The 21,111-nt window shown below is 64.4% G+C and carries 26 protein-coding genes; 17 read left to right on the forward strand and 9 right to left on the reverse strand.

The window, feature by feature from the left end:
* Nucleotides 1–283: 283 nt before the first annotated feature.
* The 4 genes from ACLIKD_RS10990 to ACLIKD_RS11005 form a co-directional block, all read right to left on the reverse strand.
* Nucleotides 284–691, reverse strand: a complete 408-nt coding sequence (locus ACLIKD_RS10990; RefSeq protein ID WP_428825090.1) for an FKBP-type peptidyl-prolyl cis-trans isomerase — start codon at nucleotides 689–691, stop codon at nucleotides 284–286.
* Nucleotides 692–774: 83 nt separating this feature from the next.
* A complete protein-coding gene (locus tag ACLIKD_RS10995) occupies nucleotides 775–1,089 on the reverse strand; it encodes a YkgJ family cysteine cluster protein (RefSeq protein ID WP_428825091.1) in 315 nt (104 codons plus the stop codon).
* Nucleotides 1,086–1,751, reverse strand: coding sequence for a tRNA (guanine(46)-N(7))-methyltransferase TrmB (trmB, locus tag ACLIKD_RS11000; protein ID WP_428825092.1), 666 nt, complete (start codon nucleotides 1,749–1,751; stop codon nucleotides 1,086–1,088). The genes ACLIKD_RS10995 and trmB overlap by 4 nt, the downstream gene beginning before the upstream one ends.
* Nucleotides 1,748–2,707 carry a tRNA dihydrouridine synthase gene (locus tag ACLIKD_RS11005; RefSeq protein WP_428825093.1) on the reverse strand — a complete coding sequence of 320 codons (960 nt, stop codon included), beginning with the start codon at nucleotides 2,705–2,707 and terminating at the stop codon, nucleotides 1,748–1,750. Before ACLIKD_RS11005 ends, trmB begins: the two co-directional genes overlap by 4 nt.
* A 48-nt stretch (nucleotides 2,708–2,755) precedes the next feature.
* On the opposite strand from ACLIKD_RS11005, the gene ACLIKD_RS11010 reads away from it, so the two are divergent.
* Both ACLIKD_RS11010 and ACLIKD_RS11015 read left to right on the forward strand, forming a co-directional pair.
* A complete protein-coding gene (locus ACLIKD_RS11010) occupies nucleotides 2,756–3,187 on the forward strand; it encodes a putative toxin-antitoxin system toxin component, PIN family (protein ID WP_428825094.1) in 432 nt (143 codons plus the stop codon).
* Nucleotides 3,177–4,145: a TIGR01212 family radical SAM protein gene (locus tag ACLIKD_RS11015; RefSeq protein WP_428825095.1), complete on the forward strand. Its 969-nt coding sequence runs from the start codon at nucleotides 3,177–3,179 to the stop codon at nucleotides 4,143–4,145. The genes ACLIKD_RS11010 and ACLIKD_RS11015 overlap by 11 nt, the downstream gene beginning before the upstream one ends.
* Here the strand turns inward: ACLIKD_RS11015 and yaaA are convergent.
* A complete protein-coding gene (gene yaaA, locus ACLIKD_RS11020; RefSeq protein ID WP_428825096.1) occupies nucleotides 4,136–4,909 on the reverse strand; it encodes a peroxide stress protein YaaA in 774 nt (257 codons plus the stop codon). The two genes, ACLIKD_RS11015 and yaaA, sit on opposite strands and share 10 nt — an antisense overlap.
* Before the next feature lie 89 nt (nucleotides 4,910–4,998).
* On the opposite strand from yaaA, the gene ACLIKD_RS11025 reads away from it, so the two are divergent.
* The 8 genes from ACLIKD_RS11025 to bioD are packed head-to-tail and all read left to right on the forward strand — an operon-like array spanning nucleotide 4,999 to nucleotide 12,187.
* Nucleotides 4,999–6,171, forward strand: a complete 1,173-nt coding sequence (locus ACLIKD_RS11025; RefSeq protein WP_428825097.1) for a DUF2863 family protein — start codon at nucleotides 4,999–5,001, stop codon at nucleotides 6,169–6,171.
* Entirely contained in the window at nucleotides 6,171–7,520 is a 1,350-nt protein-coding gene (bioA, locus tag ACLIKD_RS11030; protein WP_428825098.1) for an adenosylmethionine--8-amino-7-oxononanoate transaminase, read from the forward strand. Before ACLIKD_RS11025 ends, bioA begins: the two co-directional genes overlap by 1 nt.
* Nucleotides 7,521–7,559: 39 nt before the next feature.
* Nucleotides 7,560–7,943, forward strand: coding sequence for a hypothetical protein (locus ACLIKD_RS11035; protein ID WP_428825099.1), 384 nt, complete (start codon nucleotides 7,560–7,562; stop codon nucleotides 7,941–7,943).
* Between the two features lie 29 nt (nucleotides 7,944–7,972).
* On the forward strand, nucleotides 7,973–8,887 hold the full coding sequence (locus ACLIKD_RS11040) for an alpha/beta fold hydrolase (protein ID WP_428825100.1): 915 nt from the start codon (nucleotides 7,973–7,975) through the stop codon (nucleotides 8,885–8,887).
* Complete coding sequence (gene bioF / locus ACLIKD_RS11045) at nucleotides 8,880–10,043, forward strand: 8-amino-7-oxononanoate synthase (RefSeq protein ID WP_428825101.1); 1,164 nt, start codon at nucleotides 8,880–8,882, stop codon at nucleotides 10,041–10,043. The genes ACLIKD_RS11040 and bioF overlap by 8 nt, the downstream gene beginning before the upstream one ends.
* On the forward strand, nucleotides 10,040–10,753 hold the full coding sequence (locus tag ACLIKD_RS11050) for an alpha/beta fold hydrolase (RefSeq protein ID WP_428825102.1): 714 nt from the start codon (nucleotides 10,040–10,042) through the stop codon (nucleotides 10,751–10,753). The genes bioF and ACLIKD_RS11050 overlap by 4 nt, the downstream gene beginning before the upstream one ends.
* A complete protein-coding gene (gene bioC / locus ACLIKD_RS11055; RefSeq protein ID WP_428825103.1) occupies nucleotides 10,746–11,510 on the forward strand; it encodes a malonyl-ACP O-methyltransferase BioC in 765 nt (254 codons plus the stop codon). Before ACLIKD_RS11050 ends, bioC begins: the two co-directional genes overlap by 8 nt.
* A complete protein-coding gene (gene bioD / locus ACLIKD_RS11060; protein ID WP_428825104.1) occupies nucleotides 11,507–12,187 on the forward strand; it encodes a dethiobiotin synthase in 681 nt (226 codons plus the stop codon). Before bioC ends, bioD begins: the two co-directional genes overlap by 4 nt.
* On the opposite strand, the gene ACLIKD_RS11065 is transcribed toward bioD, so the two are convergent.
* Together ACLIKD_RS11065 and ACLIKD_RS11070 are read right to left on the reverse strand one after the other, a co-directional pair.
* Nucleotides 12,158–12,511, reverse strand: a complete 354-nt coding sequence (locus ACLIKD_RS11065; protein WP_428825105.1) for an Hpt domain-containing protein — start codon at nucleotides 12,509–12,511, stop codon at nucleotides 12,158–12,160. The two genes, bioD and ACLIKD_RS11065, sit on opposite strands and share 30 nt — an antisense overlap.
* A gap of 53 nt (nucleotides 12,512–12,564) precedes the next feature.
* On the reverse strand, nucleotides 12,565–13,617 hold the full coding sequence (locus tag ACLIKD_RS11070) for an HD domain-containing phosphohydrolase (RefSeq protein ID WP_428825106.1): 1,053 nt from the start codon (nucleotides 13,615–13,617) through the stop codon (nucleotides 12,565–12,567).
* A gap of 98 nt (nucleotides 13,618–13,715) precedes the next feature.
* On the opposite strand from ACLIKD_RS11070, the gene ACLIKD_RS11075 reads away from it, so the two are divergent.
* From ACLIKD_RS11075 to nosD, 6 genes are all read left to right on the forward strand, one after another.
* Nucleotides 13,716–14,324, forward strand: a complete 609-nt coding sequence (locus ACLIKD_RS11075; RefSeq protein ID WP_428825107.1) for a septation protein A — start codon at nucleotides 13,716–13,718, stop codon at nucleotides 14,322–14,324.
* Nucleotides 14,324–14,626 carry a YciI family protein gene (locus tag ACLIKD_RS11080; protein WP_428825108.1) on the forward strand — a complete coding sequence of 101 codons (303 nt, stop codon included), beginning with the start codon at nucleotides 14,324–14,326 and terminating at the stop codon, nucleotides 14,624–14,626. The genes ACLIKD_RS11075 and ACLIKD_RS11080 overlap by 1 nt, the downstream gene beginning before the upstream one ends.
* Nucleotides 14,623–14,889 carry a BolA family protein gene (locus ACLIKD_RS11085; protein WP_428825109.1) on the forward strand — a complete coding sequence of 89 codons (267 nt, stop codon included), beginning with the start codon at nucleotides 14,623–14,625 and terminating at the stop codon, nucleotides 14,887–14,889. Before ACLIKD_RS11080 ends, ACLIKD_RS11085 begins: the two co-directional genes overlap by 4 nt.
* 34 nt (nucleotides 14,890–14,923) lie before the next feature.
* On the forward strand, nucleotides 14,924–15,709 hold the full coding sequence (locus ACLIKD_RS11090; protein WP_428825110.1) for a peptidylprolyl isomerase: 786 nt from the start codon (nucleotides 14,924–14,926) through the stop codon (nucleotides 15,707–15,709).
* Between the two features lie 63 nt (nucleotides 15,710–15,772).
* Entirely contained in the window at nucleotides 15,773–17,113 is a 1,341-nt protein-coding gene (locus tag ACLIKD_RS11095; RefSeq protein WP_428825111.1) for an EAL and HDOD domain-containing protein, read from the forward strand.
* Between the two features lie 74 nt (nucleotides 17,114–17,187).
* Complete coding sequence (gene nosD, locus ACLIKD_RS11100) at nucleotides 17,188–18,447, forward strand: nitrous oxide reductase family maturation protein NosD (protein ID WP_428825112.1); 1,260 nt, start codon at nucleotides 17,188–17,190, stop codon at nucleotides 18,445–18,447.
* Here nosD and ACLIKD_RS11105 read toward each other — a convergent pair.
* On the reverse strand, nucleotides 18,394–19,239 hold the full coding sequence (locus tag ACLIKD_RS11105; protein WP_226471029.1) for an HDOD domain-containing protein: 846 nt from the start codon (nucleotides 19,237–19,239) through the stop codon (nucleotides 18,394–18,396). The two genes, nosD and ACLIKD_RS11105, sit on opposite strands and share 54 nt — an antisense overlap.
* Nucleotides 19,240–19,305: 66 nt before the next feature.
* Nucleotides 19,306–20,247, reverse strand: a complete 942-nt coding sequence (locus ACLIKD_RS11110) for a CysB family HTH-type transcriptional regulator (RefSeq protein WP_226416216.1) — start codon at nucleotides 20,245–20,247, stop codon at nucleotides 19,306–19,308.
* Between the two features lie 82 nt (nucleotides 20,248–20,329).
* Between ACLIKD_RS11110 and ACLIKD_RS11115 the strand changes: the two genes are divergently transcribed.
* Entirely contained in the window at nucleotides 20,330–21,106 is a 777-nt protein-coding gene (locus tag ACLIKD_RS11115) for a sulfite exporter TauE/SafE family protein (RefSeq protein ID WP_428825113.1), read from the forward strand.
* Nucleotides 21,107–21,111: the final 5 nt, after the last annotated feature.

Here is a 21,111-nt window from a genome sequence, read left to right on the forward strand (position 1 = left end):
GCCCGACCATAACGGGGATAAACAGGCTTTATCCCCATTCAGTGGATCAGCCATCGGCCAAGCGTTTTTTACGCCAAGCCGCCCAGCCGGGGGGCAAAACCGCCCCGCCCATTTTTTAGTCAGCGTCGCTTTTCGCTTGTCAGACAAGGGATTAGCACAACGATCCAGAGCTTATCCACAGACTTACGCGACCGAAACGGGGATAAAGCCGCGTTTATCACCAGGCTGCGGCCGGCCTGCCGGCTGCCGGAAAACGGCCGGCCAGCCCGACCGCAGCGATTAATCAGCGCATGACCTTGAGCAGTTCCACTTCAAAGGTCAGTGTCGCATCGGGCGGCACGGCCGCACCGGCGCCGCGCGAGCCATAGGCAATGCTCGGCGGGCAGGTCAGCTTGGCCTTGCCGCCTTCGCGCATCTTGGCGACGCCTTCGGTCCAGCACGGGATGACGCGATTCAGCGGAAAGGACGCCGGCTGGCCGCGCTTGTAGGAACTGTCGAACTCGGTGCCGTTGGCCAGCGTGCCACGGTAATTGACCTGCACGGTGGCTTCCGGCGTGGCCTTTTCACCGTTGCCGTCCTTCAGCGACTCGTAGATCAGGCCCGACGCGGTTTTTTCCGGCGCACCGGCCTGCACACCGGTCGTCGCCAGGGCGACCAGGCCGCCCAGTACAATGTTCTTCAACAGTCCCATACGTTCTCCATCGCTTGCGCGAACTCATTTATCGAGCCGGAAAAGTACAGTGAAGCAGCGCCCGGGGCAAGCCTGCAAACGAACTACAAGGGGGCCAGACCGCAGCGCTGGCGCGCCCGATTGCAGGCGGCGTGCTCGGTATCGAATTCCCGGCACGGCGACGGGCGGCTGTCGTAGATGGTGCAGCTCACCTGCTGGCCGATTTCGCCGGCTAGCGCGACGCAGCGCGGCGCGGCGGCATCGGTGCCAGCCATACGGACGATGCTGGCGGTGACCGGCACGGTCATTTCGAGCGGGACGCCCGCCCCCCAGGCAAAGGCGCCACCAGCCAGTTCGACCGGATGAAAATCGACGCGGAAGGTCGCGCAGCAGGCGCCGCAGCTCTGGCAGACGCTCATCGCAGATCGACCCGGCAGCGCCAGAGCGCGTGGCCGGACGCCAGATACTTCTTCTCGAACGGCGTCATCGGGTCAGCCGTCTGCCACGGCTCGGCAGCAACCGGCTGGCCGCTGAGCAGACTCAACGCCACAGCCATTTCCTCGATATAGATGCGCCAGTTGCTGCGGCACTCCAGTTCGCCGCCCAGCTCGCGCCATACCGGAAAGACCGCGTGGCCGTGCCAGCGCCGCGCCAGATGGCCGATCTTCGGCCATGGATTCGGATAGAGGTTGTAGTGGCGGGCCAGGCGGATGCCGTGCTCGGCCAGCAGGCGCCAGAAATCGACCAGATCGGCGCGGATCAGCAGGGCGTTGGCCGGCATCGGCAGCGGTTTGCCGCGGCTAAGGCGGTCGACCGACTGATCGACGCCAAAAACGAAGTGATCGGGAAACGTTTCGGCAATGCGCTGGGTGCTCCAGCCGACGCCGCAACCGGCATCGAGAATCAGCGGCGCCTCGGGCCGCCATTGCTGGTGGGCCACCAGCGCGGCGTGGCAGGCCTCGCGGTTGTAATCGGCAACCGGTTTCCGGAACGGATGCGCCAGATGCCGGCGAACCTGCGCTTCCAGGTCGCGATGCGGCCCGTCCTGGGCGCTGGAAATGAAACGCGAATTGCCGCTCATGCGGCCAACGGCAGTTCGCCGAGAATGCCCTCGGCAACCAGCGCCGCCTCGATATCCTGCGCCGCCTTGATCGGCCGCAGGCGCTGATAGAGCAGCTCGGCTTCCGGGTAATTGCGGCGCAACATCGCCAGCCATTGCTTGAGCCGGCCACCGGCATGCACCGGCACGACCTTGACCCGGATGCCGCGCCAGTAGTCGGCGACGCCGGGCAGGATCTCTTCCCAGCCGCCGACCGCTTCGCCGCGCACCCGGCGGGCGAGCAGCGGGTCGGCCACGGCGCCCCGGCCGAGCATGATGTCGGCGCAGCCGGTCTCCTGCTGGCAGCGCGCAAAGTCTTCGACGGTCCACACTTCGCCGTTGGCGATGATCGGAATATCGACCGCCGCCCGCACCCGGTCGATCCATGCCCAGCGCGCCGGCGGCCGGTAACCGTCCACCTTGGTCCGGCCATGCACGATCAGTTCGACAATGCCGGCCGCCGCCAGGGCCTGGGCGCAATCGACCGCCCGGCTGGTGTCTTCAATGCCGAGGCGCATCTTGGCGGTGAAGGGAATGTAGGCCGGCACCTCGGCGCGAACCGCGCTGGTGATCGCATGCAACAGCTCCGGCTCGCCGAGCAGCGCGGCGCCGCCGCGATGGCGGTTGACCGTCGGCGCCGGGCAGCCAAAGTTGAGATCGACGCCGGCCGGATTCAGGGCGACCAGTCGGCGGGCGTTCTCGGCCATGAAATACGGATCGGAACCGAGCAGCTGGACGCGCATCGGCGTGCCGCTGGCCGTCCGGCTGGCGTTGAGCAGCTCCGGGCAGATCCGCTCGTAAGTCTTGGTTGGCAGAATGGTATTGGAAACCCGGACAAACTCGCAGATTCCCCAGTCGTAGCCGCCAATCGAGGTCAGCACGCCGCGCAGCAGATCGTCGGCGAGACCTTCCATCGGGGCGAGAAGAATGCGGGGCATGTGGATTCCGGGGCTGATTCTGAAGAGGGGCGCATTATAATCCGCGCCATGCTGCGCCTGGTTCTCGACACCAACGTCGTCCTCGATCTCTTCCATTGGGCCAATATCGACGCCGTGCCGATCATGGCCGCGCTCGAAGACGGCCGTATCGAATGCTTCGCCGACGAGCGGACGCTCGACGAACTGCAGCGGGTGCTGACCTACCCGCAACTGAAAATGACGCCGGCCATGATCACCGAACGCTATGCCCGCTACAGCAGTCTGGTCAAATGCGTACCGGCCGGCGAAGCGCCGCCGCTGCCGCGCTGCAAGGACCGCGACGACCAGAAATTCCTCGAACTCGCCGCCCGTTGCGAGGCGAACATCCTGGTCAGCAAGGACAAGGAATTGCTCCGGCTGCGCGGCCGCACCACGCTGGCGTTCCAGATTCTGAAGCCGGCCGCGGCGTCGGCGCTGCTGCCGGACCCGCATGCCACCTGAACCCCGCCTGTCGCCCTTCGGCGAACGCCGTTACAACGCCTGGAACGACTACGTCAAAGCGCGCCACGGCGGGCGGGTTCAGAAGGTTTCGGTCGAGGCCGGCTTCACCTGCCCGAACCGCGACGGCCTGCTCGGCACCGGCGGCTGCACTTTCTGCAACAACGCCGGCTTCACGCCCGGCTATCTGGATCGCCGGCAGTCGATCGGCGCCCAGATCGACAACGGCCTCGACTTTCTGCGGCGCCGTTATCCGCGCACCCGCCATCACATTGCCTACTTCCAGAGTTACACCAACACCTACGGCGAATTCGACCGCCTGCGCGCCTGCTACGACGAGGCTCTCGCCCACCCGGAAATCAGCGGCCTGGCCATCGGCACCCGCCCCGACTGCCTGCCCGACCAGGTGCTCGATTACCTGGCGGGGCTGGCGCGCGAGCACATCATCGAACTGGAAATCGGCGTCGAATCCTGCAACGACATCGCCCTGCACCGCGTCAATCGCGGCCACGACTTCGCCGCCAGCGCCGATGCCATCCGGCGGGCTGCGACCCGCGGCCTGGAGGTCAGCGCCCACCTGATCCTCGGCCTGCCGGGCGAAAGCACCGCGAGCATGCTCGACGGCGCCCGGCAGTTGTCAGCCCTGCCCCTGCGCGGCCTCAAGCTGCATCAGCTGGAACTGGTACGCGGCACGGCACTGGCGCGCGAATGGCAGGCCGACCCGGCCACCGTCCAGCTGCTCGGCGAAGACGAGTACATCAGCCTGCTCGCCGATTTCCTCGAACGCCTTTCACCCGACCTGCTGCTGCAGCGCCTGGGCAGCGAGGTGCCGCCCAAGCTGAAGCTGGCGCCGCACTGGAATTTGCGCTTGTACGAACTGGCGCCGCGGGTTTCCGCCGAGCTCGCCCGGCGCGACACCTGGCAGGGTTGCCGCTACCGGCCGGCCAGCCCTCACGCCTGACGCCGGCGATAGACCCAGCGCGTCGCATCGGAGGCTTCCGGGGCGTAGGCGTAGCCGTCGTAGTCGAAATCCTTCAGAGCTTCCGGTTCACTCAGCCGATTGACCACGGCGTAGCGCGTCATCAAGCCGCGTGCCCGCTTGGCGTAGAAGCTGATGATTTTGTAGCGCCCGTTCTTCCAATCCTCGAATACCGGCTGGATCGTTTCGCCATTGATCTTGCGACCGACCGCCGCCTTGAAATATTCCTCGGAAGCGAGGTTCACCACGACCGGCCGCGGCATCCCGGCTAGCTCGTCGTTGATCGCCGTGAGCAGGCGCTCGCCCCAGAAGGCGTAAAGATCCTTGCCGTCCTTGTTGGCAAAGCGGGTGCCCATTTCGAGCCGGTAGGGCTGCATCAGGTCGAGCGGCTTGAGGATGCCGTAGAGGCCGGACAGGATGCGCACCCGTTGCTGGGCGAAGGCCAGATCGTCGGCGCTCAGGGTCTTCGCCGCCAGACCATCATAGACATCGCCGTCGAAGGCGAGCACCGCCTGCTTGGCGTTTTCCGGCGAGAAAGGCAGCGACCACTCGGCGTAACGGTTGAAATTGAGCAGCGCCAGCGGGTCGGACAAATCCATCAGATTGGCGATATCGGCCGGCGACAACTTGCGCAGTTGCCGGATCAGCGTTTCCGAATGCTTCAGGTAGGCCGGCTGGGTATGCGTGGCCAGGTGCGGCGGCGTCTTGTAGTCGAGCGATTTGGCGGGAGAAAGGAAGATCAGCATCAGGGACGACCTCGTCGAATTTCGTGCATTGCGATACGCCGAATTTTACCGGCTGGTAAAATTGCTTTTTTGTATTTTCTGGAATCCCCATGAAACGAACCCGCTTCGGCTCGCGTGACCGCCTCTCACGCGATGCGGCAGAATTGCAACGCATGGCCATCGGGCTTTCGGAATCCGGCGGCAAGCTGGAAGACAGTTACTGGGAAGAGCTGCTCGCCGAAACGGTCGACAGCCTGCTGAAAAATGGAGCCGAGGATGACATCAATACCGCCCTCGACCGCCTGTTCGAAGCCAACCCGCGCGCCCACGACGAACTCGCCGACATGGTCGAGTCGCGCGCCGAAACCAGCCGCCTGGAAGCGCACGGCCAGGAATTCGAGATCCAGTTGTTCGCCGCGCCGGTCCTCGCCTGGTCGCGCTTTTCGATTCCCGCCTGCGCCCTGCCCAAGAGCACGGTCGAAGCCTTGACCGTGCAACTCGGCGCCCACGTTTTCGGGGCCGACACCCGCGTCGCACTGGCCGATTACCTGTTCAGCCCCGATCAACTGCCACGCAGCTTTTGCGACACCTGGCAGATGACCCAGGCGCTCGGCCTGGCCACGCTCGCCGGCCAGCATCTGGCGGTCGACGCCGCCGGCATGGCCGAAACCAACCGCTTTCTCTCCGACGTCCGTTACCTCGTCGGCGGCATCGCCGTGCCGCGCGGCAAACCGCTGTTCCGCTGGAACGAGAAGGATGGCAACAAGGAAGCCGCGCTCAAGGAATGGATCAAGCAGGGCAGCCCGAATCTCGAACCGCTGCTCACCGGCTGCGCCTGGCAGCCGCTGCTGCCGGATGCCTACCACGCCGGCTGCCGCAATGCCGACCGCCTGTCCCGCCCGTATTCGCTGAAAGCCTCGGTCGCCTTCCTGCAGACCACGCTCGGCCTGATGCCGGCCGATATGCGTGCCGTCGTCGGCCCCTGCTACGACCGCCGGATGGAGGAATACCGCGTCGGCCTCGGTCCGAAAAACAAGGACGACACCTACCACGGCATCGTCTGGCCGCTGCTCGGCGCCGAAGACGAAGCGACCGACGCGGCCGGCGAGATCGAAAGCGTGCTGCGCGAATGCGGCGTCAAGGACGTCGTCTTCCTCGACCATCATTTCCCGATGGAATTCTGCGAGGACTGCGGCGCCCCGCTCTACCCCAACGCCGACGCCGAATTGGTGCACGCCGAAATGCCCGAGCAGGCGGCGAGCGACTCGCAAGTCCTGCACTGATGGATCTCTCGTCAAACCAGGCCTGGCTGGAACGCAGCCAGGCGGCCGTCTGGCACCCATGCACGCAGATGCAGCACCACGCCGCGACCACCTCGCCCGCCCATCTGCCGCTGGTTCCCATCGCCCGCGGCAGCGGCGCCTGGCTCTACGACTTCGACGGCAAGCGCTACCTCGACGGCATCAGCTCGTGGTGGACCAACCTGTTCGGCCACGCCAACCCGCGCATCAACGCGGCGCTGCGCGACCAGCTCGACACCCTCGAACATGTCATGCTGGCAGGCTTCACGCACCAGCCGGTGGTCGAGCTGTCCGAGCGTTTGAGCGCCTTGACCGGTGGCGCCCTCGGCCACGCCTTCTACGCCTCGGACGGCGCCTCGGCCACCGAAATCGCGCTGAAGATGAGCTTTCATTACTGGCGCAATGTCGGCCGCCCGGAGAAAGCCGAATTTCTCTGCCTGGCCGGCAGCTATCACGGTGAAACGGTCGGCGCCCTGGCCGTCACCGACGTCGCGCTGTTCAAGGACGCCTACGCGCCGCTGGTGCGCGCTGCCTCGGTGGTTCCTTCGCCCGATTTCCGCCAGGCCGCAGCCGGCGAAACGCCGGCCGATGTCGCCCGGCGCGCTGCCGCCGCACTGGAAAAACACCTGCAGGAACACGGCGCACGCATCGCTGCCCTGATCGTCGAACCGCTCGTCCAGGGTGCCGCCGGCATGGCGATGTACGACCCGGAATACCTGCGCCTCGCCCGCCAACTGTGCGACCAGTACGAAGTGCACCTGATCTGCGACGAAATCGCCGTCGGCTGCGGCCGCACCGGCACCTTTTTCGCCCACGAACAGGCCGCCATCCGGCCCGACCTGATGTGCCTGTCGAAAGGCATCTCCGGCGGCTATCTGCCGCTCTCCATCGTGCTGTGCAGCGACACCATCTACGCCGCGTTTCTCGACGATTCGGTGGCCCGCGCCTTCCTGCACTCGCACTCCTACACCGGCAACCCGCTGGCCTGCCGCGCCGCCCTGGCGACGCTCGATATCTTCGCGACCGACGACGTGCTGGCCGCCAACCGGCTGAAAGCGGCAAAAATCAGCGCCGCCCTCGCCCCGCTGGCCGACCACCCGCAAGTCGGCCACCTGCGCCAACGCGGCATGATCGCCGCCTTCGACGTCGCCACCGACGACCCGTACTTTTCCCGCCGCTTCTACCGCGCCGCGCTCGACCGCGCCGCGCTGATCCGGCCGATCGGCAACACCGTGTATCTGATGCCGCCGTATATCGTCAGCGACGAGGAAATCGCGCTTCTCGGCCAAGCCATATCGGGCGCCTTGCACGAGAGCCTGGGCAAGCGTTGAACATCGCCAATCGCACCGACATTCCATAAAGGTTTTCCCATGGCAATAGGCTGGCTCAGCATTCTCAAAGCAGTTCCCTGGACCGACGTCGTCAGCAATGCGCCGAAGGTGGCCGATGGCGCCAAGAAGCTGTGGGAGACCGTGGCAGGGAAGAAGCCGGCGACCGATGCCGGAGCGCCGACCAGCAGTTCGGCGAAGCTCGCGCCGGAAGCCCCGACCCTGGCCGATCTGGAAGCGAGGATCGGCGCGTTGGCCGGCGATGTCAGCCGCCTGCAGAAAGAAATGATCGATTCCTCGCAACTGATCAAGGCGCTGGCCGATCAGAACACGCAACTGATCCGGCGGGTCTATTGGCTGAGCAGGACGCTTCTCGTCGTCGGCCTCGCCGCCGGGATCAGCCTGGCTTTGGTGTTACTGCGCTGAAATCGCTGAGCGGCGAAGTGGCGACGAGTATGGAAAAAACGATACGAACGACGGATGGGCTGAGCTTGTGGTCCGAGGCTTTCGGCCAACCGGGCGACCGCCCGATCCTGCTGATCATGGGCGCGATGAACCAGGGGATTTTCTGGCCGGATGCCTTTTGCCAGCGGCTGGCCAGCCTCGGTTACTACGTCATCCGCTACGACCATCGCGATACCGGCCAGTCGTCGAATGTCGATTTCCAGGCCCAGCCCTACCGGCTGGCTGAACTGACGCAGGATGCGCTCACCGTGCTGCACGGCCATCAATTGGCGAAGGCGACGGTGGTCGGCCTGTCGATGGGCGGCTATATCGCGCAGTTGCTGGCCATCGAGCATCCCGAGGCGGTCGACCGCCTGGTGCTGATTTCCAGTTCGGCCGACCAGCGGCCGTACATGGCCGCAACCATAGGCCAGCCGACCGTCAGTTTTGCCCTGCCCGGGCCGGGCGCAGCCCTGCTCGACTACATCCGGGCAACGCTCGCCCAGCCCCCCGGATCGGCCGCCGCTATCGAGCAAAACGTACTGACCGGCTGGGCATTGACTTACGGCGGCAGCCGCGAATTTCCCCGTACCCAATTGACGGCCGCCCTGCGCCGGGCGGCCGGGCGCACGAGTAACCCGCTGGCCGCCTTTCATCACGCCCTGGCCGTCGCCGCCTCGCCGGACCGGCTCGAGGGCATCAAGTCCATCGCCGCGCCAACGCTGGTCATCCACGGCCGGGCGGACAGCTTGCTGCCGCTGGCCCATGGCGAATATCTGGCACGCCACATTCCCGGCGCGCGCCTGCAATTATTCGACATGGGGCACTCCTTCATGTGGTCCTGGGACGATGAAGTGCTGGCCAGCCTGACCGCCTTTCTTGCCGACGACTCGATCGCTCCGCCTTTCCAGACCAACCATGATTGAAGATCGCCTGAACAACGAACTGGCCGAGATCGCCGCAGCCGGCCTGACCCGCCGCCGGCGCGTGCTCGAATCGCCCTGCGGCCGGACCGCGACCGTCGACGGCCGCGAAATGCTCAATTTCGCCAGCAACGATTATCTCGGTTTGGCCGGCGATGCCGGCATTGCCCGGGCGATGGCCGACGGCGCGCTGCACTGGGGGGCCGGCAGTGGTGCCTCGCACCTGGTCAGCGGCCATCTGGCGCCGCACGAAGCGCTGGAAAAGGAAATCGCCGCCTTCGTCGGTTTTCCGCGCGCCCTGACCTTCTCCACCGGCTACCTGGCCAATCTGGCGGTCACGCCAACCCTGGCCGGGCGTGGCAGCGCGGTCTTCGCCGACAAGCTGAACCACGCCTCGCTGATCGATGCGATGCAACTGGCCAAGGCGCAGGGTGCCGACACCCGGCGCTATGCCCACAACGACATGGCGGCGCTCGAAGCCATGCTGGCGGCCAGCAACGCGCCAAGCAAAATCATCGTGAGCGATGCCGTATTCAGCATGGACGGCGATCTCGCGCCGCTGCCGCAGCTATTCGCGCTGGCCGAGCGTTACGACGCCTGGCTGGTGATCGACGACGCACATGGCTTCGGCGTCCTCGGCGCGCAGGGCCAAGGCAGCCTGGCCCACTACAACCTGCCCTATCGGCCGCGCCTGCTGCTGATGGGCACGCTCGGCAAGGCGGCCGGGGTCGGCGGCGCTTTCGTCGCCGGCTCCGCCACGGCCATCGAATACCTGCTGCAAAAAGGCCGCAGCTATATCTTCACCACCGCCGCGCCGCCGGCTGTCGCCTGCGCGCTGTCGGCCAGCCTGAAGATCATCGGCCAGGGCGATGCCCGCCGGGCCAATCTGTTTGCCCGCATCGCCCAGTTGCGCGACGGCCTAAGCGATCTGCCGTGGCATTTGCTGCCCTCAGCCACCGCCATCCAGCCGCTGATCGTCGGCGCCAACGAAGCCGCCGTGCAGCTCGCCAGCGCCTTGTGGGAGAAAGGCCTGTGGCTGCCGGCCATCCGCCCGCCGACCGTGCCACCGGGCACGGCGCGACTGCGCATCTCCATCTCCGCCGCCCACAGCGCCGCCGATATCGACCAACTGATCGACGCCCTCAGGGAACTCGCATGACCCCGCCGCTCGTCTTCCTGCCCGGCTGGTCCCTGGGCCGCGGCCCGCTGCATGCAGCAATCGATCCGCTGCACGGGCAGATTTTCGACCTGCCCGGTTATCGCGATGCGCCGCTGATCAGCGATTTCGCTGCGGCAGCAGACGATCTCGCCGAGCGCCTGCAACCCGGCACGACGCTCGGCGGCTGGTCGCTCGGCGCCCAGCTGGCGCTGGCCGTGGCCGCCCGCGCCCCGGAAAAAGTCGGCAAGTTGATCCTGGTCGCCGGCACCGCTTCCTTCGTCCAGCGCGCCGGCTGGTCGCACGCCATGCCGCCGGCCATGCTGGCCGAATTCGCCGCCGCCGTCGCGGCCGACCCCGCGGCCATACTGCCGCGCTTCGTCGGCGGTTTCAATCGCGGCGATGCCCGGGCCAGGGAAGTGACGCGGCAACTGCTCGACCTGGCCGACCGGCTGCCACCGGCGGCCACACTGACGACCGGCCTGAACTGGCTGCGCGATGTCGATTTGCGGGACCTCGCCCGGCAGGTCAAAGCGCCGACCTTGCTCATCCACGGCGCGGCCGACCCGCTGATGCCACTGGCCGCCGGCGAAGCGCTGGCCGCCGCCATCCCCGGCGCCCGCCTGGAAGTCTTCGCCGACTGCGCGCACGCCCCCTTCATCTCCCGCCCGGACGATTTTCTCGCCCGATTGACCGCCTTTATTGATGACTAGACCGACCAAGGCACGCATTCGCCAGTCCTTCGAACGCGCCGCCGCCACCTACGAAAGCGCCGCCACCGTCCAGCGTACGATCTGCGCGCAGTTGGCCGCCGCCCTGCCGGCCGGCTTGCAACCGGCCCGGCTGCTCGATGCCGGCTGCGGCACCGGCCATGCCATAACCTTGTTGCAAGCGCGTTTTCCCACGGCAACGACGCTAGCCGTCGATCTTTCGCCAGCCATGCTGGAACAGATCCCGGTCGCCTGCGGCCGGCTGGCCGGCGATCTCGAACATCTGCCGCTGGCCGATGCCAGCCTCGACCTCTACTGGTCCAGCCTGGCCGTGCAGTGGTGCGAACTGCCCCGCGTCCTCGGCGAAGCCCGCCGCGTCTTGCGCCCGGGCGGCCAGCTGGCCATCGCCAGCCTCGGCCCGGCCACCTTCCACGAATTGCGCCACGCCTTCGCCGGCGTAGACAGCTACCGCCACACGCTGGCCTTTCATTCCCCGGAAGAAATCGACCGCATGGCCGCCGAGAGCGGCTTTGCCGCGATCGAAGTGACGAACGCCAGGGAAATCGCCCATTACGCCGATTTCCGGAGCCTGCTCAAGGCGGTCAAGGCGATCGGCGCCAACCAGTTGGGGGCCGGCCGGCGCACCAACCTGATGAGCCGCAGCGCCTTCAGCCGGGCCGAAGCGGCATTCGAAACCTTGCGCACGCCAGCCGGCCTGCCGCTGACCTACGACGTCATCACCCTGATTGCCCGGATATGAAACAGGCCTACTTCCTCACCGGTACCGATACCGAAATCGGCAAGACCTTCATCACCTGCGCCCTGCTCCAGCGCGCCCGCCAGCTCGGGCTGGCCGCCGCCGGCCTGAAGCCGGTCGCCGCCGGGACCGATGCCGCCGGCCGGAACGACGACGTCGAATGCATCCGGGCGGCGAGCAACGTCGCGCTACCGACCGCCATCATCAACCCGTATTGTTTCAAGGCCGCCATTGCTCCGCACATTGCCGCTGCCGAAGAAGGTATCCGCATCGATTTCGCGACCATCCAGGCTTCCTGCACAACGGCCGAAGAGCAGGCCGAGCTGCTAATCGTCGAAGGGGTTGGCGGTTTTTGCGTGCCGCTCGGTGTTGACCAGAGCACCGCCGATCTCGCGGTCGCCCTTGGCCTGCCGGTGATCCTGGTCGTCGGCATGCGCCTCGGCTGCATCAACCACGCCCTGCTGACCGCCGAAGCCATCGCGGCACGCGGTCTGCCGCTTGCCGGCTGGGTCGCCAACCGGATCGATCCGGCGATGTCGCGTTTTGCCGAAAATCTGGCTACTTTGCAGGCCCTGTTGCCCGCTCCGCTACTTGGCGTCGTCCCGCACTTGCCGGCCGGCGGCAGCGCTGGAGCCGCCGATTGCCTGCGCTTACCGGGGGAGGAGGCTTTCCGCCTTTAATATCTCGGCGACGTGATACAGGCGGGCCTGCAGCGCCTGCACGGCCGCCTCCTGCCCATCCATATCGCCGGCCTTGGCTTTCCGCTCGATGGCCGAAGCGTCGGCCGCACCAAGATCGTCGGAAAAAGTGGCCAGCAAGCCTTTGATCGTATGCGCCTCGCGTTGCACCTCGGCCGGCGCACCGCTCGCCACGGCGGCGGCCATATTGGCAGAATACCGATCGACATCCTGCAAATACATGGCGAGCATCATCGCGAAAATATCTTCATCGCCCCCCAGGCGCTCAAGTATCGCCGCCTTGTCCAGCACGAACTTCCCAGTCATTCCATTCTCCTGTCAGCCGATACCGGTCGCCCGAGAAGTTAGGCGTCCAAGGCCTAAAGCATCGGCACTTCTTCATCCGAGAACCGCTGGCGAATTTCGAGAATCCGCTCCCAGCCAGCGAGAAATGCTTCCACACACAGCGGGTCAAAATGTTGGCCACGACCGTCTTCGAGAAACTTGCGCGCCTTCTCAAGCGGCCAGGCTTTCTTGTACGGCCGCTCCGAACTCAGGGCATCGAAAACGTCTGCCACTGCAACAATACGCCCGAACAACGGAATCTTGCTGCCTTTCAGTCCATGCGGGTAGCCGCTGCCATCGAACTTCTCGTGATGGGAAATCGCCACTTCGGCACCGGCCCGCAGAATATCCGAGCCGCTATCCTTGAGCAGCTCGAAACCAAGCCTGGCGTGGCCCTTCATCACTTCGAACTCTTCCGGCGTGAGCTTGCCCGGCTTGAGCAGTATGTAATCGGGGATGCCGATCTTGCCGACATCGTGCATCGGTGCGGCTTCAAGAATCAACTGCTGGGTCGCCGCATCGAGTCCTAGCCCCTGGACGATCACCTGCGAATAATGGGCCATGCGCTGGATGTGGGCCCCGGTTTCCGGATCGCGAAACTCGGCCGCCCGCGACATCCGGAAGATCAATTCCTTCTCGCGATTGCGGATTTCCCGCGTGCGCTCTTCGACCAGTTCAGCCAGATGCTCGGCCCGATCGGCCAGGAATTTCTGGCCCTGGCGCAGCGACAGCATGTTGCGAACGCGCGCCGAAAACTCGACGCGGTCGATCGGCTTGGTCAAAAAATCGTTGGCGCCGCCGAGCAGCGCCTCGTAGCGGACATCCTTCTGGTCGTTCGCGGTGATCATCAGCATCGGAATCTCATCGCGCCCATGCAGCGCGCGGAAAGCGCTGATGAAGCGCAGCCCGTCGATGTCCGGCATCATGTAATCGACGATGACCAGATCCGGCACGTTCTCGCGACACCATTCAAGCGCCTTCAGCGGGTTGTCGAAGAGCACCGGTGTGCACTCCCCCAGCTTGAGCACCAGCGCCTTGATCAGGGTCAGGTTGATATCGCTGTCGTCGACGATCAAAACGGTGTTCATGAGCTCTCGCATTGCCGGTTGGGGTGCACGCCACTCCGGCACAACCCGTTCGCCGGGCTGGCGGAACGCCGTCGGCGGTGAGTATATAATGCCCCGCCATGAAACTACTCTTCGACCTCTTCCCCGTCATCCTCTTCTTCATCGCCTTCAAGTATTCCGAAAAGAACCCGGAACTGGCGGCGAGCTGGGTTGGCTCCCTACTCGGTTCAGCGGCAGTCGACATCAAACAGGCCCCGATTCTGCTAGCCACCGTTGTCGTCATTGCGGCGACCGTCGCCCAGATCGCTTGGGTCCACTTCCGGCACGGCAAGGTCGACAAGATGCTCTGGGTCAGCCTTGTGCTGGTCAGCTTCTTCGGCGGCATGACGCTGATTTTCCAGGACGAGACCTTCATCAAGTGGAAGCCGACCATCCTCTACTGGGTGTTCGCCGGCAGCATGGCCTTTGGCGCGCTGGTCCTGAAAAAGAATGCCATCAAGGCGATGCTCGGCGAGCAGATGACCCTGCCCGAAGCGGTCTGGAGCAAGGTCAATTTCTCCTGGGTGGCCTTCTTTATTTTCATGGGCGTGCTGAATCTGGTGATCGCCTTCAATTTCCCGACCGATGTCTGGGTCAATTTCAAGCTGTTCGGCGGCATGGGCCTGTTGCTGGTCTTCGTCGTCGGCCAGGGCATGCTGCTGTCGAAATATGTTGAGGAAGATAAATAATGCTTTATGTGATCATTGGTGAAGACGTCCCGGCTTCGCTCGAAGCCCGGCTGGCCGCCCGCCCTGCCCACCTCGCCCGCTTGCAGGCATTGCAGGCCGACGGCCGCCTGATCCTGGCCGGCCCGTGCCCGGCCATCGATGCGCCGGACCCCGGCCCGGCCGGCTTCTCGGGCAGCATCATCATTGCCGAATTTGCCTCGCTGGCCGCCGCCCAGACCTGGGCCGACGCCGACCCCTACATTGCCGCCGGCGTCTACGCCAAGGTCACGGTCAAGCCGTTCAAGAAGGCCCTGCCGGCGTGAGCGGCGACACTGTCGAGTTGCTGCGCCAGCGGCTGGCCGTTCTGCATGCCGCATCGATCGTCATCGAGGACGAGTCGCACCGGCATGCCGGCCATGCCGGCGCCAAGGATGGCGGCCACTACAAACTGGACATTGTCTCGCCTCTTTTTGCCGGCAAGAACACGGTTGCCCGTCACCGTCTGATTTATGATGCAGCGGGCGATCTGATGCGCGGCAGAATTCATGCGCTGAGCATCCGCGCACTGACACCCGACGAAGTATAATTTTTTGGTTTTCCCCCACCCAAGGATAAATTTCATGCTTAAAACCCCCCGCCTGGTCGCTCTGCTGCTTGCCGGCGCCCTTGTTTCCGCCCCGGTCTTCGCTCAGGGCAAGTCTTTTGCCACCGTCAACGGCCAGGCCATCCCGCAATCGGTCTATGACGCGTTCGTCGCCGAACAGAAGGCCCAGGGAGCCCCGGACAATGCGGAACTGCAAAACGCCGTCAAGGAAGAGCTGATCCGCCGCGAAATCCTTGCTCAGGAAGCGAAGAAGAAGGGCCTCGACAAGAAGGGCACGGTTCCCGGTCAGATCGAACTGGCCAAGCAGGCCGTCCTGATCCGCGCCTTTCTCGCCGAATACGTCAAGGCCAACCCGATCAGCGACGATCGCCTGAAGGCTGAATACGAAGGCATCAAGAGCAATCTCGGCAGCGTCGAATACAAGCCGCGCCATATCCTGGTCGAGAAGGAAGACGAGGCCAAGGCCATCATCGCCAAGCTGGACAAGGGCGAGAAGCTGGCCGATCTGGCCAAGCAGTCGAAGGATCCCGGCTCCAAGGACAAGGGCGGCGAACTCGGCTGGAGTTCCGCAGCCACCTACGTCAAGCCATTTGGCGAAGCGCTGGTCAAGCTGAAGAAGGGCGAATACACCAAGGCTCCGGTCAAGTCCGACTTTGGCTACCACGTCATCCAGCTCGACGACTCCCGCCCGATGACCCCGCCGCCGTTCGACCAGGTCAAGCAGCAACTGCAGCAGCGCGCCAGCCAGCAGCAGATCGAGCAACTGGTCAAGGACCTCCGCACCAAGGCCAAAGTAAACTAAGCTTCGGCCAGCCATGCGAGAATGCCCACCTGAGGTGGGCATTTTTATTTGGGGGAGAGCACCTTGTTCAGCAGCCTGAAAAAACTGTTTGGCGGCCAGAAGGAAGAGATCGGCCAGACGCCGGCCAGGGCCGAGCGCGAGCACCACGAAGCAGAGGCGGAAGCGCCGGCGATGGCGGCGACATTTCTCTGCCGGGAAGCCGTCTTCGACCGCAAAAATCGCCTCGCCGGCCACCTATTTTTCCTGCAGGATTCGATGCTCCAGGCCAATGCCGACAGCGAGCGGCAGCGACAATTCGATCAGAGTCTGCTGGCCACGCTGAATGCCAGTCCGGAAGCCTGGAACACCAGCCTGGCCTTCATTCCACTGAACTCGGCCAGTCTTGAACTGCCGGCCGTGGACAGCCTGAAAACCACAAACCTTGTCTTGCTCATCCAGCTGGCTCCCGACGCCGACGCCGAATCGCTCTGCGCCCGCCTGGAAACGCTGCGCCAGCGGGGTTTGGCGATCGGCATCTTCCGTCAGCCGAAAAATCCCGCTTTCACGCAAAGCATCCTGCTCGCCGATTATGGCGTGGTCGACGTCGGCAGCAGCGAGGCCGGCGCCATCCGCGACTTCTCCTCGGCTTTCCGGGCCAGCGAGAAGACGCACCCGGTGCATCTGTTCGGCGGCAACATCGAAACGCTGGACGACCATCGGTTCTGCCATCAAACGCATTTCGACTATTTCCACGGCCGCTTTGCCGCGGCAACCATCCAGCGCCCCAACGAAGTCGGCGCCGACCCGCACAAGGTCCAGTTGCTGCATCTGCTGCGTCTGGTCCAGGGCGATGCCGAAACCGCGGAAATCGCCGAGGCGATGAAGCAGGACCCGCTGCTCACCTTCCGCATCCTGCGCTATCTGAATTCGGCGGCCCTCGGCCTCGACCACCGCATCGACTCGCTCGGTCAGGCCCTGATCATCCTCGGCCGGCAGCGGCTGACCCGCTGGCTTTCCGTGCTGCTCTTTTCGGTCCGCGAACCGAATTTCGGCGACTGGCTGCTGGTCGAAAGCGCCCTCACCCGTGGCCGCCTGATGGAAGTTCTCGGCGAACAGCTGATGCCCGGCAAGGCCAAGGACCCGCTCTTCCTGACCGGCATCTTCTCCTGTCTCGACCGCCTGCTGCACCGTCCGCTGGCCGAGCTGCTCAACGACATGCCACTGTCCGAGGACGTGCGCGCCGCCTTGCTCGAACGCCGCGGCCCCTTTGCCGATCTGCTCGCCGTGGCCGAAGCCAGCGATGCCTTCGACCTGGCGCGGATGGAAAGCACCGCCCTCGCCGCCGGCCTCGAACCCCATGCCGTTAACCGCGCCCTGCTCTCGGCCACCGCCTGGGCCAGCGAAGTTACCGAACATTGGGAATAAGCCAAGTCAATTGTCGCAAAACTTGATGCAGGTGAACGTCAATTGACATCCGTCAGCGCGACAATCCGGGTTCGATGACGATCCTTCGCCTGCTCACTCTCGCCTGTCTTTGCTTCGCCCTGCCCGGGCAAGCCGCCCAAGCCCTGCAGCCCTGGCTCGACACCGCCCTGCCGGGCGCCGTCATCCGTCTGCCGCCCGGCACTTACCAGGGACCGGCGGTGATCAGCAAGCCGATCACCCTGGACGGCGACTGCAAGGTCATCATCGACGCCGGCGGCCGCGGCACCGTACTCACCGTCAAGGCCGACCGCGTCACCTTGCGCGGCCTGACCCTGCGTAACAGCGGCGATTCGCATGACAAGCTGGACGGCGGCCTGATGGCCGAAGGCAACGAATTGCTGATCGAGAATAACGTCATCGAGGACGTGCTGTTCGGCATCTCGCTGCACAAGACCAACGACAGCATCGTGCGCCGCAACCGCATCCGCTCCCGGTCGGGGCCTTCAGCCGACCGCGGCGACGGCCTCCGTCTCTGGTACAGCACCGGCAACCGTATCGAACAGAACGATATCGCGCAGATTCGCGACATCACGGTGAGCAACGCCCCGCGCAACCGCTTCGTCGGCAATACCGTCAAGAACAGCCGGCGGGCGCTCAACCTGCTGTTTGCGCACCGCAGTCTGATCGAGGGTAACCGCTTCGAGAACAATTCGACCGGGATCGTTGCGCTGAACTCGGATGGCTTGATCATCCGCCGCAACCTGATCATCCATGCCATGGACCCGGCCGGCGCCGGCATCGCCCTGAAAGAGATCTCGGCAGCCCTGATCGACGGCAACGAGATCGTTCATTGCGCGCACGGCATCATGACCGACTCGTCAACCAATCCGATCAACCGGATGACCTTCGTCAACAACCTGATCGCCCACAACGTCACCGGCATTTATTTCTACGGCGTCAGGGGCAGTCACATCGCCATCGGCAACACCTTCCGCAGCAATTTGTGGCCGGTCAGCATCGTCGCCGACGGCGACCCGATGAGCGACGTCTGGTGGGGTAACAGCTGGGATGGCTACGAGGGCTTCGACCGCGATGGCGACGGCATCGGCGACCAGCCGCACGAGCTGTATGCCTACGCCGACCGCATCTGGATGGATACGCCGGCCGCCAAATTCTTCCGCAACTCGCCGGTCCTCGAATTGCTCGACTTTCTTGAAAAGCTGGCGCCGTTCTCGGCGCCCTCCCTTATCCTGCGCGACCCAGCGCCGCGCATGCAGCCATCAGCCCAGCCAGTCGCGCAAATCCTCGATCAGGTCGTCGACCGTCGCAAGTGAAAGATTGAGGAATTCGCAGGCATGCGGCCCGGCCTTGGCCCATTCCTCCTCGCCCTTGCCCTGGGTATGCAGACGGATGATGTGCTCGGCCAGGACGTTGACCGCAATCACCGCCCGCGCCGTAGTCGAAATCGTGTCCGAGCGCGCCAGCATCGGGTAATCGTGATGGTGCAGAACGGCCTCGGCCACATCGCTCGGCAAGTGCCAGCGGCGGGCCAGAAAGTAGCCGACAATCGTGTGGTTGGTGCCCAGATGTTTTTCTTCAACTTCGGTGAACGTCAGTTCTTCCGATGTATTGGCTTCGGCCAGCACTTCACGGGTTTGCGGGAAGCGCTTCATCAGCAGCGGAATGCCGCAATCATGGAAGAGGCCGAAGGTATAGGCGACATCCGGGCGCACGCAGCGCAACCGCTTGGCCAGTTCGGCCGAGACGCGCGCCGTCTGGGCCGACGACTCCCAGAAACGATCCATCGGTACATCGGGCTTGCCGGACAGCGCGACCTTGAGCAACTGCGAAATCACCAGATTGAATAGCTGCTGGGAGCCCAGTACGTTGAGCGCCTGAATGATCGAATCCATTTTGTGGCCGGTCGAAAAGGCCGGCGAATTGGCAATCAGCATGACGCGCCCGGAAAGTGCCACGTCTTTGCTGATCAGGCGCGCAATCTCGCGCTGATCAGGCGCATCCTTTTTCAGCTCGCCATCGAGTTCAACCAGGATCGCCGGACAGGGCGGAATATCGACGCCCTGCAACAGCTTCTGCAACTGCTTTTCGTCTGGTACGGCATTCATCAGCAAATCTCCCGAATAGGCGGCGAAGATTAAACGGGAAATGTGTCACTGAGAATATGCCAAAGGTTATAGATCATATGCATCGCTCCCCCCCTGCATCGCCACTTTGACCACATGCTGCGACAGATGCGGCGCGAACAGGGCAATCAGGTCGTAGTCGTAGCGGCGCAGATAGCTGCCCCGGCGCAAGGCAAGACGGGTGGTATTCGATTCGAACAGTTGCGCCGCATCGATCGCAACCAGCCCGGTATCGCGCTGGGCATCGAAGGCCAGCGCCGAAATGATGCCTAGCCCGAGGCCAAGGGTGACGTAGGTCTTGATCACGTCGGCATCGAGCGCGGTCAGCGCGACATTGGGTTCGGTGCCGATGCGCTCGAACGCCCGGTTGATCCGCGAGCGCCCGGTGAAAGCCGTGTCGTAGGTAATCAGCGGCCATTTGACCAATTCGCTGAGCGACAGCGGCAGCGTTTGCAGAATCGGATGGCCTTCCGGCGCAATGACGCAATGGCTCCACTGGCGAACCGGCAGCGTGATCAGTTGCGGGTACTGATCGAGCGCCTCGGTGGCGATGCCGATATCCGCCTCGCCGGACACCACCCATTCGGCGATCTGCGTCGGGCTGCCCTGGTGCATTTCCAGCTTGACCGTCGGATGCTGGGCGACAAAATCACGGACCACGATAGGCAGCGCGTAGCGGGCCTGGGTGTGCGTCGCCGCCAGGACCAGGCGACCGCTGTCGCCGGTGGCGAACTCGCTGCTCGCCCGCTTGAGATTCTCGGCTTCGCGCAGGATGCGCTCGGCGATCGCCAGCACCGTCTTGCCCGGCTCGGTGACGCCGGTAAAGCGCTTGCCGCTGCGTTCGAAGATGGCCACACCCAGTTCGTCCTCGAGCAGCCTGACCTGCTTCGAAATGCCGGGCTGCGAGGTATACAGCGCTTCGGCGGCTTCCGAAACATTCAATCCCTGACGCTGGATCTCGACGATGTAACGCAATTGCTGAAGTTTCATGGCAGCACTTAATAACCGATAGATATAACAATCTAACCCAATATTCTTTTTGATTCAAATAGTGGCTGATACGATGCGCGCCATGGATTATTTATATACCCTTTCCGGCTTTGCCGTGGGCGCCATCGTGGGCCTGACCGGTGTTGGCGGCGGCTCGCTGATGACGCCGCTGCTCGTCCTGGTCTTCGGTATCAACCCGGCCACCGCGGTCGGCACCGACCTGCTTTACGCGGCGCTGACCAAGGCTGGCGGCACCGTCGCCCATGGCCGAAAAGGGCATATCGACTGGGCAATCACCGGCCGGCTGGCGCTCGGCAGCATCCCGGCCGCCGCCCTGACGTTGTGGATACTGTCGCAACTGCCCAAGGGCAGCAACGTGATCGGCGCAGTCATCTCGCATGGTCTCGGTTTTGCGCTGCTGCTCACCGCCATCGCCATTCTGTTCGGCCGCAAACTGCGGGAATACGCCAGCCAGCACGAAGACTCGGCGCTCCGCCGCTGCTGCCTGGGCAAGATCACCATCGCCATCGGCGCCACCCTCGGCGTCCTGGTCACCATTTCGTCGGTCGGTGCCGGCGCCCTCGGCGTCGCCGCGCTGTTCTTTCTCTACCCGAAACTATCGCCGGTCAAGATTGTCGGATCGGATGTCGCGCATGCCGTTCCGCTGACGCTGGTCGCCGGCCTCGGCCACTGGGCCCTGGGCGGCGTCGACTGGGCTCTGCTCGGCAGCCTGCTGCTTGGCTCGCTGCCCGGCATCTGGCTCGGCACGCAGGTGTCCGCCAAGGTGCCGGAACATATTCTTCGCCGCTTGCTGGCCTCCATGCTCATTCTCATCGGCGGCAAGCTGATCGTTGCTTAAGGAAA

Source organism: Azonexus sp. IMCC34842, from assembly GCF_050368855.1.
Lineage (GTDB): Bacteria > Pseudomonadota > Gammaproteobacteria > Burkholderiales > Rhodocyclaceae > Azonexus > Azonexus denitrificans_A.

Coding starts and splice junctions, on each gene's coding strand:
- ACLIKD_RS11005 (WP_428825093.1), bottom strand. CDS start 2,707: ATGCCCCGCATTCTTCTCGCCCCGATGGAAGGTCTCGCCGACGATCTG.
- ACLIKD_RS11050 (WP_428825102.1), top strand. CDS start 10,040: ATGACCCCGCCGCTCGTCTTCCTGCCCGGCTGGTCCCTGGGCCGCGGC.
- ACLIKD_RS11025 (WP_428825097.1), top strand. CDS start 4,999: ATGAAACGAACCCGCTTCGGCTCGCGTGACCGCCTCTCACGCGATGCG.
- trmB (WP_428825092.1), bottom strand. CDS start 1,751: ATGAGCGGCAATTCGCGTTTCATTTCCAGCGCCCAGGACGGGCCGCAT.
- ACLIKD_RS11040 (WP_428825100.1), top strand. CDS start 7,973: ATGGAAAAAACGATACGAACGACGGATGGGCTGAGCTTGTGGTCCGAG.
- bioD (WP_428825104.1), top strand. CDS start 11,507: ATGAAACAGGCCTACTTCCTCACCGGTACCGATACCGAAATCGGCAAG.
- bioF (WP_428825101.1), top strand. CDS start 8,880: ATGATTGAAGATCGCCTGAACAACGAACTGGCCGAGATCGCCGCAGCC.
- nosD (WP_428825112.1), top strand. CDS start 17,188: ATGACGATCCTTCGCCTGCTCACTCTCGCCTGTCTTTGCTTCGCCCTG.
- ACLIKD_RS10990 (WP_428825090.1), bottom strand. CDS start 691: ATGGGACTGTTGAAGAACATTGTACTGGGCGGCCTGGTCGCCCTGGCG.
- ACLIKD_RS11070 (WP_428825106.1), bottom strand. CDS start 13,617: ATGAACACCGTTTTGATCGTCGACGACAGCGATATCAACCTGACCCTG.
- ACLIKD_RS11090 (WP_428825110.1), top strand. CDS start 14,924: ATGCTTAAAACCCCCCGCCTGGTCGCTCTGCTGCTTGCCGGCGCCCTT.
- yaaA (WP_428825096.1), bottom strand. CDS start 4,909: ATGCTGATCTTCCTTTCTCCCGCCAAATCGCTCGACTACAAGACGCCG.
- ACLIKD_RS11105 (WP_226471029.1), bottom strand. CDS start 19,239: ATGAATGCCGTACCAGACGAAAAGCAGTTGCAGAAGCTGTTGCAGGGC.
- ACLIKD_RS11110 (WP_226416216.1), bottom strand. CDS start 20,247: ATGAAACTTCAGCAATTGCGTTACATCGTCGAGATCCAGCGTCAGGGA.
- ACLIKD_RS10995 (WP_428825091.1), bottom strand. CDS start 1,089: ATGAGCGTCTGCCAGAGCTGCGGCGCCTGCTGCGCGACCTTCCGCGTC.
- bioA (WP_428825098.1), top strand. CDS start 6,171: ATGGATCTCTCGTCAAACCAGGCCTGGCTGGAACGCAGCCAGGCGGCC.
- ACLIKD_RS11075 (WP_428825107.1), top strand. CDS start 13,716: ATGAAACTACTCTTCGACCTCTTCCCCGTCATCCTCTTCTTCATCGCC.
- ACLIKD_RS11065 (WP_428825105.1), bottom strand. CDS start 12,511: ATGACTGGGAAGTTCGTGCTGGACAAGGCGGCGATACTTGAGCGCCTG.
- ACLIKD_RS11010 (WP_428825094.1), top strand. CDS start 2,756: ATGCTGCGCCTGGTTCTCGACACCAACGTCGTCCTCGATCTCTTCCAT.
- bioC (WP_428825103.1), top strand. CDS start 10,746: ATGACTAGACCGACCAAGGCACGCATTCGCCAGTCCTTCGAACGCGCC.
- ACLIKD_RS11035 (WP_428825099.1), top strand. CDS start 7,560: ATGGCAATAGGCTGGCTCAGCATTCTCAAAGCAGTTCCCTGGACCGAC.
- ACLIKD_RS11015 (WP_428825095.1), top strand. CDS start 3,177: ATGCCACCTGAACCCCGCCTGTCGCCCTTCGGCGAACGCCGTTACAAC.
- ACLIKD_RS11115 (WP_428825113.1), top strand. CDS start 20,330: ATGGATTATTTATATACCCTTTCCGGCTTTGCCGTGGGCGCCATCGTG.
- ACLIKD_RS11080 (WP_428825108.1), top strand. CDS start 14,324: ATGCTTTATGTGATCATTGGTGAAGACGTCCCGGCTTCGCTCGAAGCC.